24 protein-coding genes are annotated in these 23,356 nt (G+C 53.0%); 8 read left to right on the top strand and 16 right to left on the bottom strand.

Translation table 11 applies throughout. The features are described from left to right. Nucleotides 1-177 precede the first annotated feature (177 nt). Nucleotides 178-1,848, top strand: coding sequence for an NAD-dependent DNA ligase LigB (ligB, locus tag AC0LWE_RS18885; RefSeq protein ID WP_219347199.1), 1,671 nt, complete (start codon nucleotides 178-180; stop codon nucleotides 1,846-1,848). A gap of 18 nt (nucleotides 1,849-1,866) precedes the next feature. On the opposite strand, the gene AC0LWE_RS18880 is transcribed toward ligB, so the two are convergent. Together AC0LWE_RS18880 and AC0LWE_RS18875 are read right to left on the bottom strand one after the other, a co-directional pair. Next, nucleotides 1,867-2,484, bottom strand: coding sequence for a trimeric intracellular cation channel family protein (locus tag AC0LWE_RS18880; RefSeq protein ID WP_059180493.1), 618 nt, complete (start codon nucleotides 2,482-2,484; stop codon nucleotides 1,867-1,869). 362 nt (nucleotides 2,485-2,846) lie between these two features. Continuing rightward, complete coding sequence (locus tag AC0LWE_RS18875; RefSeq protein WP_059180492.1) at nucleotides 2,847-3,710, bottom strand: YicC/YloC family endoribonuclease; 864 nt, start codon at nucleotides 3,708-3,710, stop codon at nucleotides 2,847-2,849. A 124-nt stretch (nucleotides 3,711-3,834) separates the two neighbouring features. Here AC0LWE_RS18875 and rph point away from each other — a divergent pair, with 124 nt between their 5' ends. Both rph and pyrE read left to right on the top strand, forming a co-directional pair. Beyond that, nucleotides 3,835-4,551, top strand: a complete 717-nt coding sequence (gene rph / locus AC0LWE_RS18870) for a ribonuclease PH (protein WP_059180491.1) — start codon at nucleotides 3,835-3,837, stop codon at nucleotides 4,549-4,551. 60 nt (nucleotides 4,552-4,611) lie between these two features. Continuing rightward, on the top strand, nucleotides 4,612-5,253 hold the full coding sequence (gene pyrE, locus AC0LWE_RS18865; protein ID WP_131488952.1) for an orotate phosphoribosyltransferase: 642 nt from the start codon (nucleotides 4,612-4,614) through the stop codon (nucleotides 5,251-5,253). Nucleotides 5,254-5,296: 43 nt separating this feature from the next. Here the strand turns inward: pyrE and slmA are convergent, their stop codons facing one another. From slmA to coaBC, 3 genes are all read right to left on the bottom strand, one after another. Beyond that, a complete protein-coding gene (gene slmA / locus AC0LWE_RS18860) occupies nucleotides 5,297-5,893 on the bottom strand; it encodes a nucleoid occlusion factor SlmA (RefSeq protein WP_011915366.1) in 597 nt (198 codons plus the stop codon). Between the two features lie 117 nt (nucleotides 5,894-6,010). Beyond that, a complete protein-coding gene (gene dut / locus AC0LWE_RS18855) occupies nucleotides 6,011-6,469 on the bottom strand; it encodes a dUTP diphosphatase (RefSeq protein ID WP_166638675.1) in 459 nt (152 codons plus the stop codon). Continuing rightward, nucleotides 6,447-7,658 (bottom strand): bifunctional phosphopantothenoylcysteine decarboxylase/phosphopantothenate--cysteine ligase CoaBC, encoded by a 1,212-nt coding sequence (gene coaBC / locus AC0LWE_RS18850; RefSeq protein WP_219347667.1) that lies wholly within the window; start codon nucleotides 7,656-7,658, stop codon nucleotides 6,447-6,449. The genes dut and coaBC overlap by 23 nt, the downstream gene beginning before the upstream one ends. A 173-nt stretch (nucleotides 7,659-7,831) precedes the next feature. On the opposite strand from coaBC, the gene radC reads away from it, so the two are divergent. The 4 genes from radC to mutM all read left to right on the top strand — a co-directional run bounded on the left by radC (nucleotide 7,832) and on the right by mutM (nucleotide 10,040). After that, entirely contained in the window at nucleotides 7,832-8,497 is a 666-nt protein-coding gene (gene radC / locus AC0LWE_RS18845) for a RadC family protein (protein WP_219347198.1), read from the top strand. A 216-nt stretch (nucleotides 8,498-8,713) separates the two neighbouring features. Continuing rightward, nucleotides 8,714-8,950, top strand: coding sequence for a 50S ribosomal protein L28 (gene rpmB, locus AC0LWE_RS18840; protein ID WP_002436699.1), 237 nt, complete (start codon nucleotides 8,714-8,716; stop codon nucleotides 8,948-8,950). 22 nt (nucleotides 8,951-8,972) lie between these two features. After that, complete coding sequence (gene rpmG / locus AC0LWE_RS18835; RefSeq protein WP_003024094.1) at nucleotides 8,973-9,140, top strand: 50S ribosomal protein L33; 168 nt, start codon at nucleotides 8,973-8,975, stop codon at nucleotides 9,138-9,140. A 90-nt stretch (nucleotides 9,141-9,230) separates the two neighbouring features. Further along, nucleotides 9,231-10,040: a bifunctional DNA-formamidopyrimidine glycosylase/DNA-(apurinic or apyrimidinic site) lyase gene (gene mutM / locus AC0LWE_RS18830; RefSeq protein WP_059180486.1), complete on the top strand. Its 810-nt coding sequence runs from the start codon at nucleotides 9,231-9,233 to the stop codon at nucleotides 10,038-10,040. A gap of 1 nt (nucleotide 10,041) precedes the next feature. Here the strand turns inward: mutM and coaD are convergent, their stop codons facing one another. The 7 genes from coaD to AC0LWE_RS18795 form a co-directional block, all read right to left on the bottom strand. After that, a complete protein-coding gene (coaD, locus tag AC0LWE_RS18825) occupies nucleotides 10,042-10,521 on the bottom strand; it encodes a pantetheine-phosphate adenylyltransferase (RefSeq protein ID WP_219347197.1) in 480 nt (159 codons plus the stop codon). Beyond that, nucleotides 10,518-11,294, bottom strand: a complete 777-nt coding sequence (locus AC0LWE_RS18820; RefSeq protein WP_219347196.1) for a glycosyltransferase family 2 protein — start codon at nucleotides 11,292-11,294, stop codon at nucleotides 10,518-10,520. Before AC0LWE_RS18820 ends, coaD begins: the two co-directional genes overlap by 4 nt. Next, nucleotides 11,294-12,568, bottom strand: coding sequence for a lipid IV(A) 3-deoxy-D-manno-octulosonic acid transferase (waaA, locus tag AC0LWE_RS18815; protein ID WP_059180483.1), 1,275 nt, complete (start codon nucleotides 12,566-12,568; stop codon nucleotides 11,294-11,296). The genes AC0LWE_RS18820 and waaA overlap by 1 nt, the downstream gene beginning before the upstream one ends. 154 nt (nucleotides 12,569-12,722) lie before the next feature. Continuing rightward, on the bottom strand, nucleotides 12,723-14,357 hold the full coding sequence (locus AC0LWE_RS18810) for a sulfatase-like hydrolase/transferase (protein ID WP_202668296.1): 1,635 nt from the start codon (nucleotides 14,355-14,357) through the stop codon (nucleotides 12,723-12,725). An 18-nt stretch (nucleotides 14,358-14,375) separates the two neighbouring features. Next, nucleotides 14,376-15,347 (bottom strand): glycosyltransferase family protein, encoded by a 972-nt coding sequence (locus tag AC0LWE_RS18805; RefSeq protein ID WP_059180481.1) that lies wholly within the window; start codon nucleotides 15,345-15,347, stop codon nucleotides 14,376-14,378. 8 nt (nucleotides 15,348-15,355) lie between these two features. Continuing rightward, on the bottom strand, nucleotides 15,356-16,339 hold the full coding sequence (locus AC0LWE_RS18800; protein WP_059180480.1) for a glycosyltransferase: 984 nt from the start codon (nucleotides 16,337-16,339) through the stop codon (nucleotides 15,356-15,358). Between the two features lie 55 nt (nucleotides 16,340-16,394). Further along, nucleotides 16,395-17,765 carry an O-antigen ligase family protein gene (locus AC0LWE_RS18795; RefSeq protein WP_202668297.1) on the bottom strand — a complete coding sequence of 457 codons (1,371 nt, stop codon included), beginning with the start codon at nucleotides 17,763-17,765 and terminating at the stop codon, nucleotides 16,395-16,397. Between the two features lie 251 nt (nucleotides 17,766-18,016). Here AC0LWE_RS18795 and AC0LWE_RS18790 point away from each other — a divergent pair, with 251 nt between their 5' ends. Continuing rightward, nucleotides 18,017-19,120, top strand: coding sequence for a glycosyltransferase family 4 protein (locus tag AC0LWE_RS18790; protein ID WP_219347195.1), 1,104 nt, complete (start codon nucleotides 18,017-18,019; stop codon nucleotides 19,118-19,120). Here the strand turns inward: AC0LWE_RS18790 and AC0LWE_RS18785 are convergent. The 4 genes from AC0LWE_RS18785 to rfaF are packed head-to-tail and all read right to left on the bottom strand — an operon-like array spanning nucleotide 19,099 to nucleotide 23,337. Next, complete coding sequence (locus AC0LWE_RS18785) at nucleotides 19,099-20,208, bottom strand: glycosyltransferase family 4 protein (RefSeq protein WP_219347194.1); 1,110 nt, start codon at nucleotides 20,206-20,208, stop codon at nucleotides 19,099-19,101. The genes AC0LWE_RS18790 and AC0LWE_RS18785 overlap by 22 nt on opposite strands. After that, nucleotides 20,205-21,308 (bottom strand): putative lipopolysaccharide heptosyltransferase III, encoded by a 1,104-nt coding sequence (rfaQ, locus tag AC0LWE_RS18780; RefSeq protein WP_131488936.1) that lies wholly within the window; start codon nucleotides 21,306-21,308, stop codon nucleotides 20,205-20,207. The genes AC0LWE_RS18785 and rfaQ overlap by 4 nt, the downstream gene beginning before the upstream one ends. Further along, nucleotides 21,301-22,287 carry a lipopolysaccharide heptosyltransferase RfaC gene (rfaC, locus tag AC0LWE_RS18775; protein ID WP_219347193.1) on the bottom strand — a complete coding sequence of 329 codons (987 nt, stop codon included), beginning with the start codon at nucleotides 22,285-22,287 and terminating at the stop codon, nucleotides 21,301-21,303. The genes rfaQ and rfaC overlap by 8 nt, the downstream gene beginning before the upstream one ends. A 3-nt stretch (nucleotides 22,288-22,290) precedes the next feature. Beyond that, nucleotides 22,291-23,337, bottom strand: coding sequence for an ADP-heptose--LPS heptosyltransferase RfaF (gene rfaF, locus AC0LWE_RS18770; protein WP_059180474.1), 1,047 nt, complete (start codon nucleotides 23,335-23,337; stop codon nucleotides 22,291-22,293). Nucleotides 23,338-23,356 lie beyond the last annotated feature (19 nt).

Below are 23,356 nucleotides of genomic sequence, written 5' to 3'. Positions count from 1 at the left end.
AGTCTTTGTCACACTTTTTCCCCTGGATTGTTGATTTTTGCGTGGCGTTTTCCAATTTTGTTGTCCCTTTGCAGCCAAAAAAATATTACATGGAAAGCTCCTCGGAAAGGGCATTTTTGCGGGTAGTCAGACCCAAATCGGACCGTTATAACTTCCCCAAACCAGGGAGGATTAACGATGTGGAAATGGGCTGGCGTAGTCATGATGGTGTGGAGTAGCTATGGAATAGCGGTATGCCCTGCGTGGTCGCATGCCAAAGCAGAACAACAAATTGCGGGGTTAAACGCTCAGATTGCTCGCTGGAATGATGCTTACTGGCAAGAAGGTAAAAGCGACGTGAGCGATGAGGTTTATGATCAATTGAATACCAGGCTAAAGCAGTGGCAGCAGTGCTTTAATCATGAGCATGTGAAAGAGGATATTCCTCACACCAACGGAACACTACGACACCCTTTTGCACATACGGGTGTGCACAAGGTGGCTGATAAAGAAGAGTTGCGTCAGTGGATGCACTCACGACGCGATTTGTGGGTGCAACCTAAAGTCGATGGTGTGGCAGTCACATTGGTTTATCGCAAAGGGAAGTTGGCGCAGGCGATCAGTCGTGGCGACGGAGTGAAAGGTGAAGACTGGACCGCAAGAGTACAAGCAATCCCCTCTATTCCTTTAAGCGTGCAGGGCGTGCTTTCGGAAAGCGTTCTTCAAGGAGAAATTTTTTTACTGCGTGAAGGGCATATTCAGCAGCAGATGGGAGGGATGAATGCCAGAGCTAAAGCAGCGGGAATGATGATGCGCCTGAATGACAAGAGGGATCTGGATAATCTCGGTGTCTTTATTTGGGCATGGCCTGATGGTCCGCAGTCTATGCCGCAACGTCTTTCTGAGCTCACAAAAGCCGGTTTTAACCTGACAGCACGGTACACGCGAGCAGTGAGCACGGCAGATGAGGTTGAAAAAAACAGAAAGGAATGGCTGACGTCACCTCTTCCTTTTGTGACTGACGGCATTATAGTTCGATCCTCGGTTGAGCCAATCGGTGAGCATTGGTTACCGGGAGAAGGGGATTGGGTCGTCGCGTGGAAGTACTCGCCTATTTCACAGGTAGCGGAAGTTAACGCTATTCAATTTGCGATTGGGCGTACGGGTAAGATTTCTGTTGTGGCCACACTGGAATCGATACAATTGGATGATAAACGTGTGAAGCGCGTTAACCTCGGTTCTGTGAGCCGTTGGCAGGCTCTGGATATTGCGCCGGGTGATCAGGTACTGGTGAGTCTTGCCGGGCAGGGTATCCCGCGAGTGGATAAAGTCGTATGGCGTGGAAGCGATCGAAAAAAGCCAGTGCCGCCTGCATCGCACTATCACCCACTCACTTGTTTTTATGCTTCACCAGAATGTCTGGAGCAATTTTTTGCCCGCCTGGTATGGCTCAGCTCAAAGCCGGTTCTCGATATGGAAGGGTTGGGTGATTCCAACTGGCGACTGTTACATCAGACTTATCATTTTGAACATATTTTTTCCTGGCTGGCTTTAACGCAGGAACAAATAGAAAAGACACCTGGTTTGAATCCAGGACGACGTTTACAGCTATGGCATCGTTTCGAGTTTGCTCGCCATCAGCCTTTCAAGCGATGGATAAATGCGCTTGGCATACCCTTACCGCAAGTCGCAGCCAAAGCATTGAGCGTTCATTCCTGGCGCCAATTACAAGACAAAAATGCGGGCAGTTGGAGCCAGCTCCCGGGTATCGGCGCAGAAAAGGCACGAAAGTTGGTAGAGTTTGTACACGATCCGCAGATCACGCGTCTTGCGACCTGGCTCGGTGAACAAGGTATTGACGGGTTTTAAAGTGAACCTGTCGAAAACCTAGTGTGAGTCATGGGTGTAATGAAATACGGGAAGCCCCAATTTTAAGCGTAGCGCGAGCATCCGCGCGGTAAAACCGAAGAGTAACGTCGCGATGACAACGACATCGAGACTTGAGACATAATGTTGCAAAGCGATGTACAACACCGCCGAAGCAAAAGAAATGCCGGCATACAGTTCTTTCTGAAACACGAGTGGAATGCGTTTACAGAACATATCACGGAGAACACCGCCAAAAACACCCGTCACAACGGCGGCGATTGAGGCAATGATCGGTCCTTCCCCCATATCAAGGGCAATTTGCGCGCCGATAATAGAAAAGACCACTAATCCCACGGCATCCAAAATGAGGAATAAACGTCGCAAATGGGGCATCACCGGGGCGGCAATCGTAGTTAACACCGCGGCAACCGCAACGATCACGACGTACTCGGGATGTTTGACCCAGCCCAGCGGATAATGACCTAGCAGTATGTCGCGAACGGAGCCGCCGCCCAAGGCGGTTGCTGTGGCGATAATAATGACGCCGAAAGTATCCATGCGACGGCGTCCAGCAGCCAGCGCTCCTGTCATGGCTTCAGCAGTAATACCGACCAAATATAATATGTGTAGCAGCATCTCTTCCCCCAGATTGAGCGCGCTAGGGTAACGTTTTGCACAACACATCACGATTTAGATTTTTTATGCCCGACAGCTCAAGGGATACTTTTACTCATATATTTTTGCTGCTATCAGTGCCTATGGAAAGGTTTGTGGGGTTTCAGGCATTAGTTTTTTTCATGACTGTATGTTTGTTTCCGATCACCCTTTTCATCGCACATCCCACATCGCACATCGCACATCGCACATAGCAAGACGGATGGTAGGCAAGGGTTAACCTGAAGAGGTTTTAGAGGTATTTGAGTCATCCTTACTGCGTGAGACACAAAAAAAGCCATTTTATAATGGCTTTTTTTATTCAGGATCGGGAGGAAATGGGGTTACTCTATATTCTGAATCTGCTCGCGCATTTGCTCAATAAGCACTTTTAATTCAATGGCTGACGTAGTGACTTCGGCGTTGATGGATTTAGATGCCAGCGTGTTCGATTCGCGGTTAAATTCCTGCATCATAAAGTCTAGGCGACGGCCAACAGCTTCTTTCTTCTTCAGAATATTGTACGTCTCTTTAACATGAGCTTCGAGTCGATCAAGCTCTTCCGCGACGTCAACACGCTGAGCCATCAGCACTAACTCTTGCTCAAGGCGGGTGTTTTCCAGCTGAACTTCGGCATCTTCCAGTTTGGCAATCAGGCGTTCGCGTTGCCACTGCAGGACTTCGGGCATATGAGCACGTACTTTGACGACTTCTGCACTCACACCTTCGAGACGCTGTTCAATCATCGCTTTTAATGCCTGACCTTCAGTCTCGCGCGCCTCAATAAAATCATCCAGAGCGCCGTCCAGCGCACCGAGGATTTCGGTGGTGATCGCGTCCAAATCCTGCTCTCCAGCGGCCATAACGCCAGGCCAACGAAGGATATCAACCGGGTTGATTTCACCTTCGTCGCTCTGCATTTTGACCCAGTTCGCGGCATTTACCAGCTGTTTAGCCAGTTTTTCATTGAGGATCAGCTCCCCCTGGGCGCTCGCATCGGGTTCAAAACGCAGGTTACATTCAACCTTACCGCGCGTCAGTCGAGCACGAATGCGCTCACGCACGACCGGCTCAAGGCTGCGAAACTGTTCTGGCATACGGAAATAAGTTTCCAGATAGCGCTGGTTCACCGAGCGCATTTCCCAGGTAGCGCTACCCCAGCTACCTTTGATTTCACGCCGGGCGTAGGCGGTCATACTGCGTATCATAGACATTCCCGTTTTTAGAGGAGAGATGGGGGATTATAGCTTTCGTGGCTTTCACAGGATAGGAATAAGCGACTTTAATCCGTATAATGCGCAGCCACATTCGTTTCAAGCCGGAGATATCATCATGCGTCCATCAGGCCGTAGCGCCAATCAGGTGCGTCCCGTCACCCTGACCCGTAACTATACAAAACACGCTGAAGGTTCCGTGCTTGTTGCATTTGGCGACACTAAAGTACTGTGCACTGCCTCTATTGAAGAGGGCGTACCGCGCTTTCTGAAAGGCCAGGGCCAGGGCTGGATCACGGCTGAATACGGTATGTTGCCGCGCGCAACGCATACCCGTAACGCCCGCGAAGCGGCAAAAGGCAAGCAGGGCGGTCGTACCATGGAAATCCAGCGTTTGATCGCTCGCGCGCTTCGTGCGGCTGTCGACCTGAAAGTGCTGGGCGAATTCACCATTACCCTGGACTGCGATGTGATTCAGGCTGATGGCGGTACGCGCACGGCATCCATTACTGGTGCATGCGTTGCACTGGCCGATGCGCTGAACAAGCTGATTGCTGCCGGTAAGTTGAAAAAGAACCCGATGAAGGGAATGGTTGCAGCTGTCTCTGTAGGTATCGTAAACGGCGAAGCGCTTTGCGATCTGGAATACGTTGAAGACTCCGCAGCCGAAACTGACATGAATGTGGTGATGACCGAAGACGGTCGTATCATTGAAGTGCAGGGCACGGCAGAGGGCGAGCCGTTTACTCACGAAGAGCTTCTTACCTTGCTGGCGTTAGCCCGAGGGGGAATCGAATCTATTGTCACGACGCAGAAAGCGGCGTTAGAAGATTGATGTAAGGGCGACGTTGTCGCCCTTTTTTTTGTCCGTAGAAAAGTCTTGAGGAGCAAATCCATGAAACCCTATCAGCGCCAGTTTATTGAGTTTGCGCTTAACAAGCAGGTACTTAAGTTTGGCGAATTTACGCTGAAATCCGGGCGTAAAAGCCCCTATTTCTTCAACGCCGGGCTGTTTAATACTGGGCGCGATCTGGCTTTATTAGGCCGTTTTTACGCCGAAGCGCTTGTGGATTCCGGGATTGATTTCGACCTGCTGTTTGGTCCTGCGTATAAGGGTATCCCGATTGCGACCACCACGGCAGTTGCGCTGGCGGAACATCACGATCGCGATGTTCCGTACTGCTTCAACCGCAAAGAGGCTAAAACCCACGGTGAAGGCGGCAATCTGGTTGGCAGTGAATTGCAGGGGCGAATTATGCTGGTGGATGACGTGATCACCGCAGGCACGGCAATCCGTGAGTCGATGGAAATTATTCAGGCCAATGGCGCTTCGCTTGCTGGCGTATTGATTTCTCTCGATCGCCAGGAGCGTGGCCGTGGCGAGATTTCAGCCATTCAGGAAGTTGAGCGTGATTATGGCTGCGACGTGATTTCAATTATTACGTTGAAAGACCTGATTGCCTACCTGGAAGAGAAACCTGAGATGGCGGATCATCTGGCTTCGGTGCGTGCGTATCGGGAAGAGTTTGGCGTTTAAGGCATTTGCCCGGTCGCGTGATGCTGACCGGGCTTCAACGCGTTTACTGCAATTGCGCAGCCACGAGCGGCCAACGGGTGTCGAAATCATCCGTTGGGCGATATTTAAATTCACTGCGTACAAAGCGAGAAAGCATTCCTTCGCAGAATGCTAACAGCTGCCCCGCCAACACATTTTCATCCGTGGTGTAGCCTTCACCTTCACGCATTTTCTTTTCACGCAGAACCTGGCGCAACTGGGCTTCAATGCGTTCGAAAAGCTGATTGATGCGTCCCTGAAGCTTGTCCTGCTCAAACATTAGCGCATGCCCTGTCATAATTCGCGTCAGGCCGGGATTGCGTTCACCGAAACCAAGAATCAGTAAAACAATCAATCGCAAGCGGGCGGTGGTGTCTTTTTCGTCTTTAAGAATCAGATTGATACGGGTAATGAGGCTGTCTTCGATAAACTCGATGAGGCTATCAAACATCCGCGTTTTGCTGGGGAAATGACGATACAGCGCCGCTTCTGATACGCCGACAGAGGCCGCCAGTTTTGCGGTAGTGATGCGTTGACTGCCATCGCTGGATTCAAGCATCAGCGCCAGAGATTGAAGTATTTCTTCGCGACGGTTCCTTTTCGCGGTTTGTTTTTCTGCCATGTTACAAAATACCCCTGAAAATAAGCGCCTGTCCGGCTGGCATCCACACAGCGACCGCAAACACGCGTTTGCGGTGTGTTATTGCATTATTACGCTGTGAGGTGCGTATCGTTGGGCTTATTTGCGCCCAGAGTGGCCGAAGCCGCCTTCGCCACGGTCGGTGGCATCAAAATCGTCTACCAGATTAAATTCAGCCTGAACAACAGGCACAAAGACCATCTGCGCGATACGTTCGCCCGGCTCAATCGTGAAGCTGTCCTGGCCACGGTTCCATACAGAGACCATCAGTTGACCCTGGTAGTCGGAATCAATGAGCCCGACCAGATTGCCCAGCACAATACCATGCTTATGACCAAGACCAGAGCGAGGCAAAATCACCGCTGCCAGTGAAGGGTCTGCAACGTGAATCGCCAGACCTGTCGGGATCAGCGTGGTGGCGCCTGGCGCCAGCGCGACGGCGTCATCGAGACAGGCTCGCAGGTCAAGACCGGCGGAGCCGGAGGTGGCATAGGTTGGCAGCGGAAATTGCTGGCCAACGCGCGGGTCCAGAATCTTAACGTCGATTTTTTTCATCATAACGGGTAACGATCTCGTCCAGTAATTGTTGGCCCAGGAGTTCCTTGCGCTCAAGCGGTAAGACTTTATCTCCATCCTGCCAGAAAAGGTGTAATGCGTTGCTGTCGCTGTTAAATCCTTGTGTCGCCAGCGAAACATCGTTCGCGCAAATCAAATCGAGATTTTTGCGGGTCCGTTTTTGCCGGGCATATTCTTCCACATTATTTGTTTCGGCGGCAAACCCAACGATGTAAGGTCGATGGCTTTTTAGTGCGGCAACACCGGCAACGATGTCAGGATTTTTCACCATTTTTATCGTTAATTCATCGCCTTGCTTTTTAATCTTGGCATCAGAAATGGTCTCGGCGCGGTAATCGGCGACGGCCGCGCAGCCGATAAATATTTGCTGCATCTGTGCGTGCGCTTGAACGGCTGCTTCCATTTCCAGTGCGGTAGTAACATCAATGCGTTGCACGAAAGGTGGCGTGGCTAAAGAGACCGGCCCGCTGACCAGCGTGACGTTTGCTCCGCGTTTTGCTGCTGCCGCGGCAATGGCAAACCCCATCTTGCCGGAACTGTGGTTCGTGATGTATCGCACGGGATCCAAGGGTTCGCGTGTCGGACCGGCAGTAATCATGATGTTGAGATGTTGCAGATCGTTGACAGGCGCAAAATGCGTGGCGGCCATATCGACAATGGCAAGCGGATCGAGCATGCGTCCTGGACCCACATCCCCACATGCCTGACTCCCGCTATCTGGACCCCAAATGAGCAACCCGCGAGAGGCCAGAATCTCAAGGTTATGCTGGGTCGCGGCATTGCGGTACATCTGCTGGTTCATCGCTGGCACGACGGCGACAGGTGCGGGTGTAGCCAGACAAATCGTTGAAACCAGATCGTTGGCCATGCCTGCCGCAACGCGTGCGATTAAATCCGCCGTTGCGGGAGCGAGGATAACCAGATCTGCCCATTTGCCCAGTTCAATATGGCCCATTGCGGCTTCAGCGGCCGGATCGAGCAGGCTATCGGATACCGGATACCCTGAAACGGCTTGTAGGCTCAACGGGGTAATAAACGCTTTGCCGCCTTCCGTTATCGCGACCCGCACCTCTGCCCCGCGATCTCGCAAGCGGCGCACCAGCTCTGGCGCTTTATACGCGGCGATGCCGCCGCTCACGCCAAGAACGATTTTTTTGCCAGCCAGGCTCATCATGATTCTTTCCTGTTGGGTTTATCCAGAGGGAAACATTTTATCACAATACGAAAATCGACGTAAAAATGTGCGCGGTCCACTTTGCGAGGCGTTACGCAAGAACGAAAAGTCCCCGTCGAGTAGTGAGAATTCCTGTGTCAGCATAACGAAAGCAAAACAGGAGACGGGACATGGATGATGAGTTGGCGCTCTTGCCGCGGGAGAAAATGCTGAATTTTGGTATCACATCACTGACGGATGCCGAGCTACTGGCACTTTTTTTGCGTACCGGTACATCAGGAAAGAGCGTGTTTATATTAGCGCAGGAACTGTTACATCATTTTGGATCGCTACATGGGTTATTGAACGCCGATCTGGACGAATTTCGGTATGTCGAAGGGATCGGGCTGGCTAAATTTGCGCAGCTTAAGGGCATTGCCGAGCTTGCCCGACGCTATCATAGCGTGCGGGTACTTGGCGATAATCCGCTGTTAAGTCCTGAAATGACAAAAGATTTTCTACAGAGTCAGCTCTCTGATGCAGAACGTGAAATCTTCATGGTGATCTTTCTCGATAATCAACATCGGGTGGTGAAACATAGCCGCATGTTTTCGGGAACATTGCGTCATGTTGAGGTTCATCCGCGAGAAATTGTGCGAGAAGCGATAAAAGTGAATGCAGCCGCCGTGATCCTCGCGCATAATCACCCCTCTGGTTGCGCTGAACCGAGTAAAGCCGACAAAGAGATCACCGAACGTATCATCAAATGCTGTCAATTCATGGACATTCGTGTACTTGACCATTTTATTGTGGGACGTGGAGAGTATGTTTCTTTAGCTGAACGTGGTTGGATTTAGACCTTTTCTCGCGATCCATCGGGATCTTTGTCTGTTCGGGACTTGAGCACATCGTCGAGTCAGCGTATACTACGCCACCTTTGAGAATCTCGGGTTTGGCATTTGGGCCTGGCAATCGAGTGTTCACTTAGAACCGCGATGACCGGGCTGTAAAGCCTGACGAGGCGCCGATACCCCATACGAAGCTCGAGCTAATTTGATTTTTGGAGAATAGACATGTCCCGAGTCTGCCAAGTTACTGGCAAGCGTCCGGTGACCGGTAACAACCGTTCCCACGCACTGAACGCGACTAAACGCCGTTTCCTGCCGAACCTGCACTCTCACCGTTTTTGGGTTGAGAGCGAGAAGCGTTTTGTCACCCTGCGTGTATCTGCTAAAGGTATGCGTGTTATTGATAAGAAAGGCATCGATACAGTTCTGTCCGAACTGCGTGCCCGTGGCGAAAAGTACTAAGTACTTAAAGAGGAAATAAATCATGGCTAAAGGTATTCGTGAGAAAATCAAGCTGGTTTCTTCTGCTGGTACTGGTCACTTCTACACCACCACGAAGAACAAGCGTACTAAACCGGAAAAACTGGAACTGAAAAAATTCGATCCAGTTGTCCGTCAGCACGTTTTATACAAAGAAGCTAAAATCAAATAATTTTAGATTCCTTGTAAAGAAAAACCCCGCAATCGCGGGGTTTTTTGCATTCTGCGTTTCTCAATGTCTGTGTCTCTCAATGGAGGAAACATGCCTGAATTACCTGAGGTAGAAACCAGCCGTCGCGGTATCGAGCCGCATCTGGTGGGCGCGACCATTCTTCATGCTGTCGTGCGTAACGGTCGTCTTCGCTGGCCCGTTTCCAATGAGATACATACCCTGAGCGATAAGCCGGTTCTGAGCGTGCAGCGCCGCGCAAAATACCTGCTGCTGGAGCTGCCCGACGGCTGGATAATCATCCATCTTGGGATGTCCGGGAGTTTGCGTATCCTCAGTGAAGAGTTACCTGCCGAAAAACACGATCACGTGGATTTGGTCATGAGTAACGGCAAAGTGCTGCGCTATACCGACCCTAGACGCTTTGGCGCATGGTTGTGGACTAAAGAGCTTGAGGGGCACAACGTGCTGGCGCATCTCGGCCCAGAGCCGCTGAGCGAAGCATTTAACGCTGACTACCTGAAAGCGCGGTGCGCCAAAAAGAAAACGCCGATCAAACCCTGGCTGATGGATAACAAGCTGGTGGTGGGGGTTGGGAATATCTATGCCAGCGAGTCGCTTTTTGCGGCAGGGATTCACCCTGACAGGCTCGCATCGTCACTCTCAGAGCACGAGTGCGAGATATTGGTGAAAGTCATCAAAGCCGTTTTACTGCGCTCAATCGAGCAGGGCGGGACGACGCTGAAGGATTTCCTGCAAAGTGACGGTAAGCCGGGGTATTTTGCGCAGGAACTGCAGGTGTATGGCCGTAAAGGCGAGCCGTGCAGAGTGTGCGGCACTCCCATCGTTGCGTCGAAACATGCGCAGCGTGCGACGTTTTACTGCCGCCAGTGTCAGAAATAAATTATTTGAGCTTTTCCATCAACGCCTGGTGAACGTTCGCAGGCAGAAAATGCGCCACATCCCCCGCGTGGCGCGCCACTTCTTTCACCAGTGATGACGAAATAAACGACCACTCTTTTGACGGCATCAGGAAGACGCTTTCCAGTTCCGGCATCAGATGACGGTTCATGTGTGCCAGCTGCATCTCGTATTCAAAATCAGCTACGGCACGCAATCCGCGAATCAGAATATTGGCTTGCTGTGCGCGTGCGAAATTGGCCATCAGATCGCTAAAGCCCATGACTTCAACATTCGGCAGGTGCTGAAGCGCGGAAGTGGCGAGCGCGACGCGTTCATCTAAATCGAACATGGGTTTTTTGCTGGGACTGGCAGCAATCGCCAGAATCACGCGATCAAACATGCTGGCAGCACGCGTAATGATATCAATATGACCGTTAGTGATGGGATCGAAGGTACCCGGATAAATCGCTTTTGTGCTCATGGCTCACGTTTCTCTGAGTAGCCGCGGTTTAACGCCCACAGCTCGGTATATTTGTTGAAAGTATACTGTGCATTCACCACTGCCAGTAACCAGCCCTGTTTGCCATCCAGGACACCGCCGCGCAGCAGCAGTGTTTTCAAAAACGCACCTATCGTATGCGCAAAAATTCCCGTCAGAGAGGCCTTTTTACCGCGCTGATGGCGCTCTTGTGCCCAGGCCGTGGCGTAGTTGAGTTGCTTGCGCTGGAAGCTCGCAAAATCCCGGCAGGTGAGATGCAGCAGATCGCCGCTTAGCGTCGTCACCTGAGCCTGAGGACAATCCAGAGCTTCATGAACCAGATTGGCGTTGTACTGATAGCGATCGCGCTCGTAAAGACGCATCACGCGGTCGGGATACCAGCCGCTGTGACGCATAAAGCGGCCCAGGAAATAATTCCGGCGCGCAATGCTGTACACAACGCCAGGCTTCGGCGACATCAGTACGGTTTGTATGGCCTGCTGGAGTTCCGGCGTGATGCGCTCGTCAGTGTCGATCATCAGCACGTAGTCGCCAGTAGCAAAAGATTGCGCGCGCTGACGCTGAATGCCATAGCCCTGCCAGTCGGTATCGATGAACACGTTCACGCCTGTGGCACGGGCGATTTCAACCGTATTGTCCACACTGCCCGAATCCAGCAGGACAATTTCGTCAGCCCAGGCAACAGACGCGAGGCAGTCCGGAAGCAGGTCGGCAGCGTTTTTGGCGATCATCACGACCGACAGACGCGTTGACATTAATGACTCCGCTGCGGCAAGTAAGGTTGAAGAAGTTGCAGCAGACGGGTCAATGCGCCCTGATTCTGATGCAGCACCTCCACGGCATGGCGACCGTACCACAAACGGTAATCTTCATCGGTGAGCAGGGTTGATACCTCCTTCACCACGGAGTCCGCATCGTTTACGGTAATCAAGCCGTCGGCTTGCTGCAATTTGGCGCAGATATCTTTGAAGTTAAACGTGTGGGGCCCCATCAGCACAGGAATGGCATGTGCGGCAGGCTCCAGCGGATTGTGTCCGCCGCGTTCGACCAGGCTGCCGCCCACGAACGCCAGATCGGCAATGCCGTAGAGCAGCATCAGTTCGCCCATCGTGTCGCCAATCACCACCTGAGTGCTACCCGATGGGATCTCACCGCTGCTGCGCAGCGTGAAGCTAAATCCGCCTTTCTGCACCAATTCACGGGCATCCTTAAAGCGTTCGGGATGACGCGGAACCAGAATCAGCAGTAAATCCGGGAAAGTTTCGAGCAGTTTGCGATGCGCCTGCAGAATAATCTCTTCTTCGCCATCGTGGGTGCTGGTTGCGATCCACACTTGACGGCGGGGTGCCCACTGGCGGCGTAACGTGAGGGCACGCGCCGCGAGTTCTGGCGTGACGGAAATATCAAACTTTAGGCTGCCGGTTACGGCGAGCTGATTGCGTTTCAGCCCCAGGGAGATAAAGCGCGCGGCATCTTCTTCGTTTTGGGCAGCGATCAGCGTAATTTTGGACAGCAGGCGACGCATAAATTTACCCAGCTTGCCATAGCCTTTCGCGGAGCGTTCAGACAGGCGAGCATTCGCCACCACCAGCGGAATTTTGCGGGCATGCAGGGCGGAAATCATGTTTGGCCAAAGTTCGGTTTCCATCACAATCACCAGCTTTGGACGCACGGTGTTGAGGAAGCGGTTCATGGCGCAGGGTAAATCATAAGGCAGGTAAACGTGATGCACGTCTTTGCCAAATGCCGACAGCGCGCGTTCAGAACCCGTAGGGGTCATGGTGGTGACGGTAATCGGCAAATAGGGATAACGGTGGCGCAGTGCGCGGACCAGCGGGATGGCCGCCAGTGTTTCACCGACGGATACGGAATGCAGCAGAATACCGTCTGGCACAACTTTATTACGACAGTAGCCATAACGTTCAGCCCAACGTTTTCGATACGCAGGCGCTTTACGGCTACGAAGCAGCAGTCTTAGCCACACCAGCGGCTGAATAATGTAGAGCAGAGCGGTATACAACAATTCCAAGCGATTATCCGTTTTTCAGTTTCAGCGGGCAAATTCTAAGCATTTAGGCCGTTTAAAGCTATCTCTTTGGCATTTTAGCTCACTTGTCTGCCTGCGTTACGTTCATTCAACGATAAAAAAACGGGCAGTGTTTGCCCGTTTGATGACTTGCAGATTAACGCTCTGCTTCAGGGAGCGCATTTAAGTGGTAGGTCACACGCTCCGACAGACCACGAATATCGCCGCCCGTGATGAAGAAGCTGTCATCTTTCTGATTCGGGTTGCTGACAGAATAGCCCAGCATTTTGTTGATAAGCGTCGCAACCTGATAGTGGTTCAGCGGGACTTGCGGGCTGATCGCATTCATTGAATACGCCGGGTCGTTGCTGAAATAGAGGAATGGCACCTGAGCAATTGGCATTTCCACAACCGAATGACCAAACAGTCCGCCGTCGCCCACGCGCTCTCCGTGATCCGAGGTAATGAACACCAGCACCGGCAGTTTGGATTTCGCCATCGTCGTGCGGATGGCGGACGCCAGTTCTTTATCGTACAAACGCACGGCATCGTCGTACTCATTTTTCTTCTGCTCAACGTCATTACTCAGGCGCGGCGTCGAGAATTTCGCAAATCCCTGCGGGATATTTCGCTCATAAGGGATATGCGGTGCACGGCTGTTCAGCACCATCAGGAACGGTTTGTTCCAGTCCAGCGTGGCTTTCTCGACCGATGGCGTGAGTACCACGTCCGCGCCCACATCCGGAGCCGGGCGAATTTGCGTGTCTTCCCACAGGTCAATGTCGTGGATACCGATCCAGTTGCTCAATCCTTCCAGACCTTGCGCTGAGATAAATGCGGTTTGATAACCCTGTTTTTTCGCATTCGCAAAGATATTGGTCGACCTGGATTTATACGCGCCGTAGTTATCCGGCTCGCGCAGATTATTCACCAGCATAGGAATGGCGACACGCGTTGACACAGCGTTAGATACCACCAGACGACCCGTACCCTGATACTGCTTCATAAGGGCTTTCAGCTCTGGCGTGGTATCGCGCTCGTAGCCCAGCGCACTGACGTGATGCGGGTTGAGGCTTTCGCCAATCGCCAGGATGATGGAGTATTTGCCTGCATGTGATCCCTCAACCGGCGTCACCTTATAAGGTTCGTAATGGGTCACGCTCTGGTTTTCGCCAGACAGGGCTTCCGGGATCAGACGAATGGCGCTAAAGCTCATGGCTGACAGACCGTTGCGCAGTAAAGAGTGGCGCAGGTCTGGGTTGAACTTGTACATCTGACCATCGATGGCCTTGTAAAACTGGCCGGCAAACATAACAACGATGGCGAGCAGGCAGGGCATCGCCAGCCCTTTATGCCACTGAGGTGCCATGCGACGGGTGAAGACCAGTGCAAACACGACTGCCAGGACCATGATCGCGAAGTAAATCCCCAGCGATCCGAGACTGTCGGTAATTCCGCTGGCAATGTCTTTCGTTTCGACAAACGCAAGCCAGACTTCGCTTGGGCCGTAGAACTGACCATAAAACTGGTAATAGATCGCTTCTGATATCTGCACAATAAACGTGACGGCCAGCAGAAGGCGCGTGACGAAGAAACGTGCACTGACGGCGGCCAGCAGCGAGATGATCAGATACAGCGAGATATCGCCGGCTTTAGGTTGATAGACATGGTCTTTTAACAGGATGATGATTTCAGAAAGTGAAAACAGCACCAGGAAAGCTAGCGTCAACACCACTGTCCGCAGGATATTGCGGCGTAGTGTGAGTGATGATTGTGCAGATGTTTTGAACATGTTCAGACTCAGTCTAACTCAGAACTTTTTAGTCAGCGGACGAATTGCTTTACCAAAACCAAAGCGCAGTGCGCGAACCAGCGTGGGGCGATTGTGCAATCCTTTCCGCCAGATATCCTCAAACAGGGCAAACCAGCGAGCAGCAACCGCCTCACGGGAATAAACCTGTAAACGTTTTTCTCCCTGTTCACGCATTTGGCGATACAGCTCAGGAGAATTCTTCAGACGCATAATCGCCTCAAAGGCTTCGTCAGGATTTTTGGCAATCAGATAATCCAGATCGCTTTCACGGATAGCGCGGTAAGACGGTTCGTCATCACACACCATCACGGTTTTGCCCAGCCAGTTATTAATTAATTTGCTGGCGGGTTTGCGCGCAAGCTTGTGGTCGTGCGATTTGCGGAAACTGATGCAAACATCCACGTCCTGATAGTTCGTCCAATTATCAAATGAAATGCGCAGGTCAATTCCCTGCTCAGCCAGTCGTTGTTTAAAATCACCTTCACGGTATTCCTGCGGAAAGCTGTCAACACGGCCGAAAAACGCCACGGTTTTCACCGTTTCATCGGTACGTTCACGTGGTTTAACGCCAGGCTGCGGCCAGTAAGGCACGAAAATGCGGTTACTGTGCCCGTCAACTTCAGGATTCTGGTCAACGACAATATCGGCACCCACAACCGGAGGGCGATCGGCACGCGCAACGACGGTAAATCCGCGCCACGGTTTAACGCGAGAGCCGAAATCATCATTGTGCATCAGGTTGATAGCATCCGGCCGGCATTCAGAGCCAAACGAACATTCAATATCGTCGCCGTAATAATGTTTCAACGCCAGCGTGGTTTGAAACGTCCAGCCGCCACGTCCACCGCAATAGAAACGTTCAGGGATATCATCCGGATTAACGCGGTTATCCAGCAGCGTCTGAAAATCTGCGTAGTTTTTCGCGATGAAGTCTGCGCGGGAAACCGCGTGGAGTTTGAGTTTGCTCATATTGTCCGTTAGCCGAGAATTTTTTTAAGACGGAAATAGCGACGTCCTAAACGCCAGCGCTGGCGGAAACCGCGCGCGTTGCGCCAGATCATAGACCAGATACCGCGCTCAAAAAGCTCGCGGGTGATCTCACGCTTTTTCGCCATATCGTCGATATTGTTGATGCTGTGCAGAATGCCTAAGCCTTCTTTCGCAATTTGCCACTGGCAAGCGGGTACGCGTTTCACCAAATCGGGATGGCGTTTATTGATGGCATCCAGCATTTCCAAAATTTTCATATAATGGCGAGAGGAGCGCATGCGGGTATCGTCGGTACCAGGCGTGTGCGAAACCGATGCCGAGTGAATCAGATAATCGTAAAACACTTCATCGATATACTGCACGCGTTTGGCGGTGAGCAACACTTCAGTCGTCCACGGGATGTCCTGATGACGCAGGCCGTGTTCAAAGGTAAAGCCCTGCTCTTTGATGAAGGCGTGACGGTAGATATTGAGCCAGGTGACGTGCAGGAACTTGCGCGATTCCAGCGCCATTTGCAGCCAGGTTGGGCCATCCAGGACACCCGTTGACGTCAGCTTGTCAGAGGGGAAAATCTTTTTCGACGGACGCCCGTCATCGTAAATATAGGTGCCGTTACAGGTGGCGACATCAAGATTGCCAGCAAGCGCTATCTCCAGCAGGCGAGGGTACATTCCCGGATAAATAACATCATCAATATCCGGGAACGCCACATATTGACCTTTCGCGACAGCAAGTCCCGCGTTGCGAGCCGCTGATACGCCGCCATTAGCCTGATCGATAACGTTATAATCACTAAATTCGCTGGCGTAGCGGGCGATAATCTCAGAAGAACCGTCGGTGGAACCATCATTAACAACGATCAGTTCCAGGCTTTCCAGGTTCTGCTTCTTAATGCTGTCAAAAAAGGCGCTCAGAAAGGATTCGCCGTTGTATACAGCGATAATGAGGCTTAATTGCGGCGCGTCAGACATGCTTACTCCGTCTTTTTTACGCCAGGGCGTTGACCCTGGCGCAGGTGATACATCATCAGGAAATTTTCTTATGATCCTGAAGAGGGCGTAGCGCACACATACCAATGAGCAGCCCGGTCAACATCATGTATTGCTCCAGGTAATGGTCTTTCAGATTGTGATCGACCATCGTTCTGGAGAAAAATCCGATCGTAAACAGCAGAAGGAACAGGCCAATCATCGTATTGCCATGGCGGAATTCGCGCCAGCCGATGTACCAGCAACCCGCCAGCAAAATCAACCAGCCCGCAATACCGGCAATACCATTCTGAATACCAAACTCAATCAAGCCGTAGTGGCTGTGTGGAATGTTAATTCGGTTATCCTGCGTATCGCGACGCAGCACGTAACGGAAGGCTTCTTTGCGAGGGCCCATACCTGCCGGGTGTTCCGCAACCAATTTCCAGCCCTGATGGAAGAAGCTGGCACGACAACCGTTTGAATGGTCCATTGGTTGGCCCATGTCGTTAAGTGGTCTTATCCCTTTTGCTCTGTTATAGCAGAAGCTGTTAAACGGCGCATTCCAGCCGGTAACTGCATCACTTTCAAGGTTTTGCCAACGTGGATCCGTTTTCCACGACGCGTAGCCGAGTAACGCGGAAGCCGCGAAAATCCCGAGCAGAATGGTACCCGTTAATACCACGCGGCTGCGGCGCATGCTGTGAAAACTCAGCAAAATGAAGGTAGAAAACAAGCTGCCTACCAGCCCAATGGTTCCCCAGCGGGTATCAACCAGCGCGGTGCAAAGCAAATTACACAGCAGCATAAAAGCGAGGAAGGGGGTGTTAAGGCGCATAAAGCGCTGATGCAGTAAGCCACGCGCCAGCAGTTCGGCAAGAATGAAGCCAGTGATCATATTGACCTGGAAGCTCATGCGCGTGCGATTGAAGACAATCCGCGTTTCACCCCAGTGGATCACGCCGTCGCGCCAGTAGAGCCAAACCGTATCCAATAAATGGACGCAAACCACCCCCCAGAAGAAGAGAACGATCAGGGTAAAATAGCGGGCTGCTGATATAGAGGGGAATTTATCCTGAATGGCCGGTAATAATACCAGTCCTGCGCAGAACAGTAATACCGGGCGAAGCCATTGCCCATCCCAGGTAGAGAACATCTCTTTTATATCGGGAGCGACAAAAAATCCGTTGATCAAAATGAAGAACGTTAATACCCATACAACAATAAGAACAAACTTAATTTTGCTTAAATCCAGCCTCTGTTTGGCCTGAGCAGAGCTAAAGAACAGCCCGAGTGCAACCACAATAATGGGATAGATGAGACCATTACGGTGGAAAGGAAGCTGGTCATTAGGAATCGGCCACATAAAACACAACGCCAGTACAGCCAGTACTAAAAGGCCCGTCAGGATGTTACGAATATTTGTCATATTTATGATAATGGTTAAGAATTTCGGCGTTTAAACGGGTTATTTAACAGTGGTGTACGTTAATTCCACGGATATCCGGAGGGAATAAAAGTCAGAGAAAATTACCACAGAAGCCCTAACTACAGAAGGACAATGTTTGTAAGCAAGAATAATCTGCTCATTTTTAGGTGAGCCTGACTTTGTACATTCTGCAGCTGACAGCGTATATAATGCCTTGATTAGGCAGGTTTCAGCCCATCAACAGGAAATTTATGCATATAGTTCACACTGAAGCAGATGGCGGCAAAGGCGGGCAACCATTACGTATTATTAATGAGTCGCTCGGGCTGATTCAGCGCGGCCATCAGGTGACCATTCTCTGCCCGGAAAGCGCGCCGTTGCACGCTCTGGCACAAGATGCCGGGCTGACAGTCGTGACCATGCCGCTCAGACGTAAAAACCTCAAAAATCTGCAATCACTGCGTCACTGGCTCAAAAGCCATCGCCAATCTATTGATGTCATCAATAGTCACAATTCAGCCGATACCTGGCTGGTGGCACTCGCGAATCTCACGCTTTCGAATCCGGTCCCGCTGGTGCGAACGCGTCATGCATCGGGTGTACCGCGTAATAACTGGACAACACGTTGGCTGTTTCGCAAAGCCTGTGCGCACATCGTCACTACCGGCGAAGCGCTCCGCCATCAGGTGGCGGATATCGGCGTCCCGCTGGCGCAAAGCACGTCGGTGCCGAGCGGCGTCGATACGCAACGCTTTCATCCCGCTGATAAACACGATGCCAGAGCGCATTGTGGCCTCTCGCAGGATGATTTTTGGCTCGGCGTGGTTTCGCATCTGCGTCCGAACAAAGGCCATAGCGTGTTGCTGCGTGCGTTGGCAAAGATCGACAATCCACGTATTAAGCTGGCGATTGTCGGTGAAGGCCCGCATAAGGCGACGCTGGAACAAGAAATTGTGGCGCTGGGATTACAGCAGCGCGTGGTGATGGCAGGGCATCGCAGCGATCCTGAGCGATGGTTCCCGGCGTTTGATATCGCCCTGAGTCCCTCGCACGACATGGAAGGCGTTCCGCAGGGCGTGTTGCAGTCCCTGGCATCGCGGATAGCTACCATTGCCACCGACGCGGGGGGCACCGCAGATGCGGTGATTAATGGTAAAACTGGGATTTTGATTGCTCAACGTGATGAATCTGCGCTGCAAGACGCAATCGTCAAACTGTATGACGATGCAAATCTTCGCGAGCAACTGGCGCAGCAAGGATTCGATTACCTTTGCGCCCATTTCACTCGCGAGTGCATGCTGGATGCGATGGAGAACGTCTTTTCTGATGCGGCTCAGCGCAGCACGTCGCGATAAAGCGCCTGCAACTCTTTAGCCATACGCTCCAGGGTGTAGGGTTCTGCGGTGGCGCGTGCCGCCGCAGAGTAGTTAACGCCCTGTTCACGGCCTTGTAGCCATTCACCGATCGCCTGCTGATAACCTTTGCTATCCAGCGCGTCACGCACCCAGCCGTTCACGCCTTCCTCAACCCACTCTGCCGCGCCACAGCCGTGGCTGGTTAATAGCGGCAATCCGCAGGCCAGCGCTTCCACGCAGACATTTGGGAAGGGATCGTAGAGTGTCGGTAAAATCAGGGCGTCAGCTGTGCCGTAAACCTGACGCACATCCGCTACCGGCCCCAGAAAACGTACGCGCGAAGCCACGCCCAGAGTTGCCGCCAGCTTTTCGAATTTGCGTGCATGTTTATCGCGACCCGCGATCAGCAGCCAGACATCGGGATGCGGCACAATGGCGCGAAGCGCCGTCGCAACGCCTTTACGGCTAAAGCCTGAGCCCACGTACGCCAGCACCGGTGCAGCTAGCGGAATGCCCAGCACCTCACGCTGCGAAAACGCGCGCACGTCCGGGCTAAAATGCGTGGTATCAACACCGTTATAGATAACCGTCAGCTTATCGTCAGGCAAGGCGAAACGGCGGGCTATGTCATCGCGCACCATCTTCGAATTACAGATCACTTTTCGCAGTTGCGGATGGGTAAACATCTGCGCTTCTGCCTGCAAAATGTAGCGGTGATAGCGGCTTAATGACTGCGCCCAGCGCGCCAGCGGCGACAAAATGCGGCTGTACTGCTCAAGCCAGGTGGCATGCACACCGTCACCCGCACGGAATATCGTGGCGCCAGGAATACGCTCATGGCTCTGAACGATGTCGAACCTGGCAAACTCTGCGGCGGCGGCCTCAGCAAAACCCGATTCGCGGCCGAGACGATTGCGAAACGGCGGATTCACCGTCAGCGTCTGCCAGCCAGCGGCGTCTTCCCACTGGCGAGCGATGAGCGTGACATCCAGCGCGGTGTCCTGCGCCAGCACGTTGAGCGCGCGCGAGACAAAACGCTCTGCGCCGCCGTTGGGATTGTAAGTCTGTCGAACGATTGCCAGCTTCATGGAAGGGTTTCCAGCAGCATCGTATCGATCGCGCTCAAGACCTGCTGCGGGGTAATCGCCGTGATGCAGTCGGAAACGCCTCCGTCACCGCAGCCCGCTTTACCGCAAGGCTGGCAGGTAAATCCGGCGGTAATCACGCGATAATTCACGCCCCACGGTGCCCATTTGATTGCACCGGTCGGGCCAAAGATGGCAACGGTTGGGGTGCCAACGGCGCTGGCGAGATGCATCGGCATGGAGTCCACGCCAAAGTAAACGCGCGCGTGTTTCATCAGCGCACCAAGCTCTTTCAGATTGAGTTGCCCGCTTAAATCAAACACCGGGTGAGTAAGCGCAGCACGCAACTCATCCATGTAAGCTGACTCTTCTTTTGACGGCGCTGCGGAAAGAATGATCGGCAGCCCGCGTGATGCGAGATTATTGATCGTCGCCGCCAGCTTGTTGATTTCCCAGGCCTTGAACATCCAACGTGACGTCGGATGCACCAAAATATACGATTTAGAGGTCAGCCCGAATCCCGCCAGTTTCTCGGCGATAGACGCTTCCGCCGCATCGCCGGGGACAAACAGCGTGTGTTTATCTTCATCACATTGCGGGTGAATGCCGATGCGACGCAGCGCGTCGAGGTTCACTTCCACCATATGACGGCTGTTGTCCTGAATAGCGGGATACAGCGTCGTAAATGATTTGACCCAGCGACGGCGCGCCAGCCCGCTGCGTTTGTCCGGTTTGAAACCCACGGATACGCGCGGTTTTAAACGACGCGCCAGACGCGCACCGTGCCAGTGTTCGGTCAGGTTAATCAGCACATCGTACTGGCGGCCTTTGAGGGTATTCACCAGCGCGCGATACAGACGGAATTGCTCAAACCAGCCTTTTTTGCGCCAGTTGCGGCCTATCGTATGCACCTGATCAATATGGGGATGGCTGGTGAGCATCGCCTGGGTGTCGTCATACACCAGTGCGTCAACTTCGACGTCTGGCCAGTTTTTTTTCAATACGGTAAAGACCGGAGAGGTCAGCAAAACGTCACCGTGGTGACGCAGCTTGATGATCAGCACGCGCTTGGGTGGGCGCTCCGCTGAGAAAAATTCAGACATAGGCTCTCTCTGCTGCCAGCAAAGGCTCTAATTGCGCATAAACCGCAGCGGCATTGAGCGTGCTCAACTGCGAAGAATTTTCCGGGCGGCAGACATATTGATTTTTTCCGTAGCCGCCAATAAGACCCGGATCCGTTGGGCCGTAAAGCGTAATATTAGGACGATCCAGCGCAGCCGTCAGGTGGCTGAGACCGGTATCAACCGACACTACCGCCGTTGCGCCCGCTAACGCCTGCGCCACCCCATCCAGCTTCATGCGAGGCAGAACGTCAACGTAGTCAAAGCCGTCTGCCAGACGTTTGGCGCGCGCCTCTTCATGCGGTGCGCCCCAGGGAAGTTTGATGCGTACATCGGATTCGCCGAGCAAACCAATCAGCTCACGCCAGTGTGATTCCGGCCAATGTTTATCGTCACGCGTAGTGGCGTGGAGGAAAATTAAGTAAGGCTGGCTGTCTTGCGAAGCGCCACGCAGGAAATGCTGCGAAATAGCGTAATCACCCTGCGCTTCCGGTTTTTGATAACCCAGGCTTTTGGCAAACAGCTCGCGCGTGCGTTCGACGGCGTGCTGCTGCTTGCTGATGCGGTGACGGCGGTTATAGAACAGGCTGGCCAGCGGCTCGCGCGCGCTTTGCCAGTCCATGCCGTGCTTCACACCGTGTGCCAGACGTGTCACCAGCGCGGCGCTTTTCACCAGCCCCTGTGCGTCGATAATTGCATCGTACTGCTGAGCCTGTATCGTATCGCGAAAGGCTTGGCGTTCGGCTTTCACCGGAGCAGAAAACCAGGCTTTACGCCAGCGGCGAATCGCCACCGGGATCACGCGGTCGACCGCTTCATGCCAGCCAGGGATCTGCGCGAAGCCTTCTTCCACGACCCAGTCAAAACGAATGCCAGGGATGGCGCGCATCGCATCCGTCAGCGATGGCAGGGAGTGCAATACGTCGCCCATTGAGGAGGTTTTAACGATCAGGACCCGCATTCGTTATCCTTCTTCGCTCAACAGCAGCTCGTTGAGTTCGTCCAGGACGCGCTGCGGCGTAATGTCGATCAGGCTCTGATGATAGCCTTCGGCGGCATCACCTTTTCGCACTTTGTGATAGCCGGTGATCAGGCGGATGACGCGAGCTTTGTGCGACAGCGGCGGCGTGAAATCCGGGCTGCTTGGGCCATACAGCGCGACCAGCGGGCGATTGAGCGCCGCTGCAACGTGCATCAGACCTGAATCATTCGTCACCACCGCTTTACAGGCGGCCAGTAAAATCACCGCCTGTTCAAGCTGCGTTTCGCCGGCCAGATTCCGACACCAGGCCTGTTGTTCATTGCTCAGGGTCGCGAGGATTTCGTTGCCCGCTTCGTGATCTTTCGCCGAGCCGAACAGCACAATCTGATAGCCTTCGTCGATCAGCTGTTTGGCTAATTCGGCGTAGTGATAGTGCGGCCAGCGTTTTGCCGGACCGAATTCTGCGCCAGGGCAGAAACCAATCATCGGGCGTTCGGAAGAGAGATTAAAGGCATTGCAGGTTTGCGATTTTTCGCCTTCGTGCACCTGCAACTGCGGCCACAGCAGCGGCTGCGGTAAATCTTTCGCCGTGCGCATCACGCCTTTATCGTACGCCAGAGCAACATAGCGCTCGACCATCAGCGGCCAGGCGTCTTTATCCAGCACGCGCGCGTCATTTAGCAAACCGTAGCGCATCTCGCCACGCCAGCCGGTACGGTGCGGCACGCCTGCAAAGAAGGGCACGAGGGCAGATTTAAAGGAGTTAGGCAGCACGTAAGCGCGGTCATAGCGTTTTGCACTCAGAATGTGACCCAGCTTGCGGCGTTGACCAATCTCCAGCGCCCCGTGGCCGAGTGGCATTGGGATCGCTTCGTTCACTTCCGGCATGCGCGATAAAAGCGGACGGCACCACGCAGGTGCCATCACATCAATTATCGCCTGGGGATAGCGCGCCTTGAGCGTGCGATAAAGACTTTGCGACATCATCATGTCGCCCACCCATGACGGGCCGATCACCAGTATTCTCATTCACTTCATCCTTCAAGCT

It is taken from the genome of Lelliottia sp. RD5 (assembly GCF_056032945.1).
Note: the sequence above shows the minus strand (reverse complement) of the source record. Positions and strands in the feature narration are given on the sequence as shown.